Here is an 8,325-nt window from a genome sequence, read left to right as displayed (position 1 = left end):
GCATTGCCGTGGGTCTACAGCAATCTGGCTGGCAAGTACGTGCCACAACGCGCCCTGGTTTTCCTTGGGATACTGGGGCCAAGGGGCTGGTGCGCGGTTACCATGAAGCCGAGGTTGATGGCATTAGCTATGCGGCCTGTGCGGGTTGGAATCTGGCTAAAACGCCCCTGGACCTTTACCTAGCCGAAGCTGCCGACCACTACTTACGTGAGGCGCAAACCAGCGGAGCAGAAGTTATTGTTGCCGCGTCGAATCACATTACCGCGCTACCTGCCTTAATGGCTGCACGCCGTTTGGGCCTGCCGTTTGTTTACGAGGTGCGTGGCTTATGGGAAGTAACCCAGGCCTCGACCCAGCCGGAGTGGGCAGGGTCTGAGCGTTATCAATTAATGCGCGAACTGGAACAGCAGGCCGCATTGGAAGCTGATCTAGTTATCACCCTCACTGAGGAACTCGCCGATGAATTGGCAGGCTGGGGGGTGTCTCGTGATCGCATTACGGTGGTACCCAACGCGGTTAACGCCGAACGTTTTAGTCCCATGGCTCCAGATATTGAGGTTGCACGTGAACTTCAGTTGCCCACCGGCGTACCGGTTATCGGCTATGCGGGAAGCGCCGTAGCTTATGAAGGGCTGGAGCTGTTGCTGGAAGCGTTGGCCGGGCTAAAGGCGCGGGGGCAGGATTTTGTATTTGTGTTAGTGGGGGACGGCAAAGTCATTGATACCGTTAAAACCACTGCTAAAACGCTAGGTATTGAGGAGCATTGTCGCTTTACGGGGCGAGTGGCTTTTGAGCTAGTGCCGCGTTACTTGTCGTGCATGGATATCATGCCCGTGCCCCGGCTTTCATCAGCGGTAACTGAAATGGTGTCGGCCCTTAAGCCCTTAGAAGCCATGGCGATGGGTAAGGCTGTGGTGCTTTCGGATGTTTCGCCGCATCAAGTGATGGCGGGGCCGGGTGGCGAACGTGCGCGGTTGTTTGAAAAAAACAGTGCCATAGCGTTATGCGATGCCCTTCAAGCGTTGATCAATAACCCTACTGAGTGCGAACGCCTGGGCCGGGCAGCACGCGCATGGGTGGAGCGTGAGCGTACCTGGAATCACGTAACCGGTATTTATGCCCGTAGCCTGCAAGCGCTTCGTGAATTCCTGGCGCCGCAACAGCAAGAGCAAAAGGCTAAAAGCAAAACCCTAGCACAGCTTACTCTGGGCTTGATTGGCGATACCTTTACCACCGATACCCTGGCCAGTGCCGTTAAAGTCGTAGCGCTTTCCCCGGATAACTGGCGTGCGCAGTTGAAGGAACAGCCGATCGATGCGCTATTTGTCGAGTCGGCCTGGAAGGGCAATGATTGGCAGTGGTTCCGTCAGGTGGGTCATTACAGTGATCATGAGTCTGCCGCGCTGGATGCCTTATTGGCACATTGCCGCCGTCAGGGGATTCCTTCGTTATTTTGGAATAAGGAAGATCCGGTCCACTTTGAGCGCTTCCGTAAAACCGCCGCCAAGTGCGACCATGTGTTTACCACCGACAGTCGCCGGATTATTCCTTATCTCGCTACGCCCGGTGCATTAACCCAAACCGCCAGTAGCGCCCCGTTCTACGCGTCCCCGAAGATTCATAACCTGCTGCCTTCTACCCGTGAATGGCAACCTACCGCAGCTTACGGCGGTACGTACTATGGTGCACGTTACCCCGAGCGTACCGAGTACATGGATAAGATCATGAGTGCTGCGGCACCCTTGGGCCTTACTCTCTACGATCGCCAGCATAATGACCCGATATCACCCTATAAGTACCCGGGCGGTTTGGGCAGTTATGTAGCTGGAAGCCTTGCTTACGAAGAAATGATCCAGGCGTACAAAGCTCACCCCGTGCAAATCAATGTGAACTCGGTGCTGGATTCTCCGACCATGTTTTCACGCCGGGTAGTGGAAACCGCGGCTTGCGGCTCGCCGATGATTTCCGGCCCGGCCCTTGGGATGAACCGTTACCTGGAAAGCGCGGGGCACATTGTACGCACTGAAAGCGAAGCGGCTCAGGCGCTTGAAAATTTGATGCACCACCCGGCCTACCGTTGGCGAGTAGCGCTCAAAGGGGCGCGGGCAATCATGCGCGCGCATACCACCGAACTGCGCTTGACGCAGATGCTGCGTACCGCGGGATTAGTAATGTGGGCGCCGGAACCTCCCGCCTTTACACTCTACACCTCACAAATTACCGAAACAGTCGTGGAGCGATTGTTAGCCCAGACGCTTCGCCCGCAGAGCGTGGTTAGCCGTGATTGGCAAGCTGACACTCGTACTCGGCTTGAAGCACAAGGAATACGCTGCACAACACCGGAAACGGAGCGGGCGCTGCCTGGCAGCTTATGGTTATTAGCCAACCCGCGAGCACTGGAAGGCCTGGAAGCAGAAGACTTTGAAGATCTGGTTTGGCCAACGTTTTACGCGCCCCATAAGCGTATTGCCTTCAAGCGCCAAGCGGTGCTTGAAGAGGGCAGCTGGCCTGGCGTTGCGGTAGAACGCTCCCCTATTGACACCGCTTTACAATTAATTCGTCCCAACAAGGCAATAGTACTGGCTAAATTACAGCAGTGGGGGTCTAGTCAACCTACATTGGGGTTACGTAAGCCACCCCAAGTACATGAACAGCCACCAAATACACTACCCAAGAAAACCGTTGTTATTGCGGGGCACGACTTTAAGTTTATCAAGCCGTTCTACCCCTATTTCACCAGTGCAGGAATACGGTTACTGCTCGATTTTTGGACCGGTCACAATCAGCACAATGAAATAGCCAGCAAACGGCTAATCCGCCAAGCCGATACCGTTTTTTGCGAATGGATGCTGGGCAATGCTATTTGGTACGGTAAACATAAGTACAAAGGACAAAAGCTGGTAGGGCGTTTGCATGCCCAAGAGCTGCGCAGCGTGCTATTTGATAGGATCCCTTTTGAAGCATTCGACTCCGTTATTTTTGTGGGGCCACACATGCTGCGTAACGCACAAGAACGTAATGCGGCTCTGAAGGAAAACGGTGTAGTCATCTATAACGGTGTAGATACTGATGCCATGCAGGCCGTACCCCGCAAACCTACAAACGGCAAGGTGCTAGGCTTAGTGGGAATGGTGCCGCACAGCAAACGGCTTGACCGAGCACTGGATATCCTCAAAGAGCTACGTAAAGACGATGACGGTTACACGCTACGCGTAAAAGGCAGGCGCCCAGAAGATTATCCCTGGATGATCGACCGACCCGACGAAATGGCATGGTACGAAGCCCAGTATCGCCGACTTGAGGAAGACCCTCTATTAGTAGGCGCTGTATGTTTTGATTCTCACGGCAATAATATGCCTGAATGGTATGCAGGTATCGATTTTATTTTATCGGTCAGTGATCACGAGAGTTTCCATTTGGCTGTGGCTGAGGGAGCCGCGGCTGGCTGTCAGCCGGTTATTTTGCCTTGGGAAGGGGCGGATGAAATTTATCCGAAAGAATATATATCTCTTAATATTGAAGATGCTTGTAATGCATGTAAAAAGCATAGATTAATAATGAAAAATAGCTTTCCTATAAAAGAAAGTTTTGAAAAAATATTTAATGTAGTGAGCTAATTGATAAATGAATATTGATAGTTTATTGGATGATTTAGCTAGAAATGTCATCATAAAAGAAGGTGGCTTCTCTTTAAGTACGGAAAACATTTCAGGTGCTGAGTATGCCTATTATTTAATATCTAGTAAAGAAACTGTAAAGCGATTTTACACATCTGAAAATAATTGTTTTATTCCATTTGAAATTAGCCCAGGTTTTTTTTCAGCCATTTTTTATTATCGTATTGGCGGTAATAAAAAAGTCAGAAGGTTGGATTTTTTAGTAAAAGAAGACTTTTCTGTGCTAGTTCCTGAGAAAAGAAAACTTTATGAAAGTAAGAATTCACTTATTGAGCATTATGATTTAAATAGCAATGTTACATTTGCAGTTTTTAATGGAATCGGATCAACAAAAAACTCAATACCTTTTGGGTTAGGTTTCTTAATAAAAAAAGGTTATAATGTTCTAGCTTGTTACCAAGATAACGATAGCCAATATCAAGATCTTTCAGTAGAAAGCTTTTATGAATCAGTGAGTAATGTTTTAGAAGGTAAAAGAGCTTTTACTTATGGAGCTTCACTTGGCGGATATTGCGCGGCTTATTACGCTGGCGTAATAAATGCCACAGTTATATGCTCTGCTCCAAGAAATTCAGCCCACCCTTTAATAAGAAAGTCCAAGAAGGATAGCCGATTTGGCTCTCTTTTGTTTAAGCATAAAGAAAAAATTTCAGAGCCATTGACTAAAAAAAGAGTTTATTGTTTTATTGATCCATATCATATTAGTGACGTGTATTTTTATAGAGACTATATAGCTGAAGCTTATCCTGAAGCTTATTTGTACGAAATACCTCACTCTGGTCATGAGGTTTTATATTATTTAAATGACACAAAACAGCTTTCTAATATTGTTGATAAGATTGTTAAAGATGAAAATTTTCAAGTAGATGTAGATAAAGAAAGTTTTTATACTAACTTAGGTCTCTGTAAGCATTGGCTTTTAATAGGAGATCCATTAAAGTCAAAAAAATACCTAGATAAAGCTTTATCTAATGAAATATTAGCTAGTGGTATGACAAAAAAAATAGAAAATCTGGATAAGAATATTCAATCACTAAGAAATAAGCTCTTGAGAGGTATATGAATGATAGACAATAATTTTTTTATAAAATTGCTTTCTGATAATGAGATGAGTTGGAGAAAGGCTAGGTTTTTTCTAGAAGAAGCGGAGAAAAATGCAAAGAGAGAAAAAATAAATTTAGATGATGTGATTTTTAATTTTTTTGTTGGCAACAATGTAGATAAGATTGGCGCTTGGAGCAATAAAAAACTATTAGCAACTATGTTAATGAAGTTAGTCTGGCTTAGGTTGTCCAGAAGATCTGTTTCCTGGCATGAAGGTGGCGATGTCTTAGTTCCAAAAGCTAATTCGGTTTCCAAACTTGAGATTGTTGTAAATAGATGCAAGGCTAGCCTAATAAGTGCAGAAGATGGTTTTTTTGAAGCAATTTTGATTTTAGTTTGCCTAGCTAAAGGAGATTATTTTGAATCATATAGGCAGGCGGTAAAGTTAAAACAAAAAGGGTATCCTAAAGATGCTGTTTATAGAAGTTTTTTCACAGGGGTGAATAGTTTTTATATAACTGAATTTTTCCCTGAGTTAAAAGATATTTTTGAAGATGATAAGTTTCGACTAAATATTGAAGCTTTAAAAAAAGCTGCTAACGATAATTTTGTAAGTGTGGTTTCGTGCGATATAACATACTATGATAAATTTTCAGCAGATTTTCTAAGTTCAGCTAGGGAGTCTGGATATAATAATACAATTATTTTTTTTGTAATAGGAGATAAGGAAGGTTGGGAAGTAGTTGAGAAAGGGGCTTATGTTTTTTACGTTTCTACAACTTATAATCTTGAGCCTGCTCTATATGCTTCTTTTAGGTATTTGATATCTAGATATATACTTGAGGACGCTAAGTGTGGCCTTTTCGTTTTTGATATAGATTTTATCTTTAATGAGCAGGTAGTCAGTAGTCTTTACTCTACTGCTGCACATTACGATATGGCGTTTACTTTTCATGGGTATGGGATCAGGTCAATTGCCCCTTGGACTAAGATATCTGCACCTTTATCTTTTTTTGGTAATAATAAACAATCTGAGCTTTTTCTGAATAATTATATAGGTTATTGGGAAAAAGCTTGGGGTTTATCAGACTTTAAATGGTGGATAGATCAAAATTCGCTTTTTTCTTCATATCAATATATTCAAAAAACATTCCCTTCGGCTAAAATAAAAAATATATTTGATGTTGCAAATATTGGTGTCTCGAATAAGCATGAGGGAGTTTTAGAGTTTAAGAAAAGTAATAGAAGGTAGACTTTGGGTATTGCATGGAAATGTTTTTCCATGTCTTATAACTAGATATACCTGTTTGTTATATTTGACTATTTTTTTGTAAACTAATTTTTAATTTTATTACTGGTAAATGATATGTGCGGAATAGTCGGCGCTGTTGGCGCAACGGAATGTAGCCCTTTTTTACTTTCAGGCCTTAAGGTCCTTGAGTATCGGGGCTATGACTCGGCTGGTTTGGCGGTGTTAGATGGCGCTGGAGTGCTTGTTCGTGCCCGTGCCAAGGGGCGAGTAGCTGATTTAGAGACCCGCGTTATTGAAAAAAATGTAGTGGGGAATGTGGGTATTGCTCATACCCGTTGGGCTACCCATGGCGTACCTGCCGAGCGTAACGCCCACCCGCATATTTCCGCTGGTTTAGCCGTCGTTCATAACGGCATTATCGAAAACTACGAAGCGTTGCGTGAACAGCTCCAGGGCTTGGGGTATGAATTTACCTCCGATACCGATACCGAAACCATCGCTCACCTTATTCAGGCGTGTTTTAAAGGTGAAATAGGCGAACCGGCTGAGAGCTTATTTTCTGCCGTGCAGTGTGCTGTGGCGTACTTGAAAGGGGCGTTTGCCCTGGCCGTTATTAGCGAAGAAGAGCCGGATTGCCTGGTGGTGGCCCGTGAAGGCTCGCCGCTTATGCTAGGCGTAGCAGAAAATGGTCACTACGCGGCCTCTGATGCTTCGGCGCTGCTTTCCGTTACTCAACAAATGATGTACCTGGAAAATGGCGATGTTGCGCAATTGACTCGTGAGTCCATCACGTTAGTCGATGCGCTAGGCCAACCCGCCCAGCGTGAAGTGGTTACTTCTCACCTTACGGCCAACGCTGTAGAGTTAGGGGAGTTTGATCATTACATGCAAAAGGAAATGTTCGAGCAGCCCCAGGCACTGGGAAACACGCTGGAAATGATCAGCGGGGCAGGTCAACTGCAGCCAGGTATGTTTGGTGCTGAGGCTCAGGCTGTGTTTGAGCAGGTCGATTCAGTGCTGATCCTGGCGTGCGGTACGTCAAGCTATGCGGGTATGACCGCCAAGTACTGGATCGAGCAAGTAGCGGGTATTCCCTGCAATGTGGAAATTGCCAGCGAGTATCGCTACCGGCAGAGTGTTGCCAACCCCAAACAGCTGGTAGTGGTTATTTCCCAATCCGGCGAAACGGCCGACACATTGGCCGCGCTACAGCATGCCAAATCGTTAGGGCATACGCACACGTTGGCCATTTGTAACGTGCCTGAATCCGCCATCGTTCGGGAAACCGCGCTGCGTTTTATTACCCGTGCCGGGCCTGAAATTGGTGTGGCGTCTACCAAGGCGTTTACCACACAGTTAAGTGCGCTCTTCTTGCTGACGCTTCTTCTGGCCAAAGCTAATCAGCGTTTGAGTGAAAGTGACGAAAAAGCTTACCTGGATGAACTGCGCCACCTGCCTGTTGCGGTAGAAAAGGTGCTGGCGCTGGAGCCCAGCATTAAAGATTGGGCGCAGCAGTTTGCCAATAAGCATCATGCGTTGTTCCTGGGCCGTGGCCGCCATTTTCCGATTGCTTTGGAAGGCGCGCTTAAACTTAAGGAAATCTCCTATATTCATGCGGAAGCTTATCCTGCAGGGGAGTTGAAGCATGGCCCCTTGGCACTTGTTGATGCAGAAATGCCGGTCGTGGTGGTAGCGCCTAACGATGAAATGTTGGAGAAGCTTAAGGCCAATATGCAGGAAGTCAGCGCTCGCGGCGGCCAGCTGTATGTGTTTGCTGATGGCGATAGCGCCGTTAAGTCATCAGAGGGCGTTAACGTGCTGATGATGCCTGAGCATTACGGGCTACTTTCACCGGTATTGCATGTGGTGGCGCTCCAGCTACTGTCTTACCACGTGGCATTAGTGAAAGGTACGGATGTCGATAAGCCGCGTAACTTGGCCAAGAGCGTTACCGTAGAGTAGTGCAGTTGGGCGCCGTACCGGCGCCTTCCGCGGGTGCCTTATTTGCTCGTGCCTCGCAAAACGTTACCACGCGCTACGGGGTGTGCATTCATTCCTTGTTAGTATACGTGTTATTTGCAGCGCTTGGTAAGCGACAGCGCACCCACAGTAGCCGGGCGCAGCGTTGCCGGAGTTGCTTGGCGTGGCTCGGGCGGCTGGGATAGCCATTAGCGGGTGCCTTTTTCTCCTACCTCGCAAGATGCGTTATACGGCTTAAATATGCCGATATTTGATTTCATTGCTCACTTAACACCGGCACCTGTGGAATCGAAGCGCGATGACATAGGTTCTCTGCCAAACTTATCTATATGAAATGTGAATATTTTAAGCATTCACATTCAGAAATGAATC

General features: G+C 46.5%; 4 protein-coding genes. All 4 read left to right on the top strand.

All coding sequences use genetic code 11. The features are described from left to right. On the top strand, positions 1-3,617 hold a 3,617-nt coding region (locus ACT3XD_RS18890; RefSeq protein WP_444280665.1), incomplete at its 5' end, for a glycosyltransferase. A 7-nt stretch (positions 3,618-3,624) separates the two neighbouring features. Continuing rightward, a complete protein-coding gene (locus ACT3XD_RS18885) occupies positions 3,625-4,740 on the top strand; it encodes a hypothetical protein (RefSeq protein WP_192539797.1) in 1,116 nt (371 codons plus the stop codon). Further along, positions 4,741-5,973, top strand: a complete 1,233-nt coding sequence (locus tag ACT3XD_RS18880) for a hypothetical protein (RefSeq protein ID WP_192539798.1) — start codon at positions 4,741-4,743, stop codon at positions 5,971-5,973. A 114-nt stretch (positions 5,974-6,087) separates the two neighbouring features. Continuing rightward, positions 6,088-7,935 (top strand): glutamine--fructose-6-phosphate transaminase (isomerizing), encoded by a 1,848-nt coding sequence (gene glmS / locus ACT3XD_RS18875; RefSeq protein ID WP_192539799.1) that lies wholly within the window; start codon positions 6,088-6,090, stop codon positions 7,933-7,935. Positions 7,936-8,325 lie beyond the last annotated feature (390 nt).

The organism is Halomonas sp. AOP7-B1-5 (assembly GCF_052353045.1).
In the GTDB taxonomy this organism is placed as follows: Bacteria; Pseudomonadota; Gammaproteobacteria; order Pseudomonadales; family Halomonadaceae; genus Vreelandella; species Vreelandella colorata.
The sequence above is the reverse complement of the archived record's forward strand: the minus strand, read 5'-3'. Positions and strand labels throughout refer to the sequence as shown.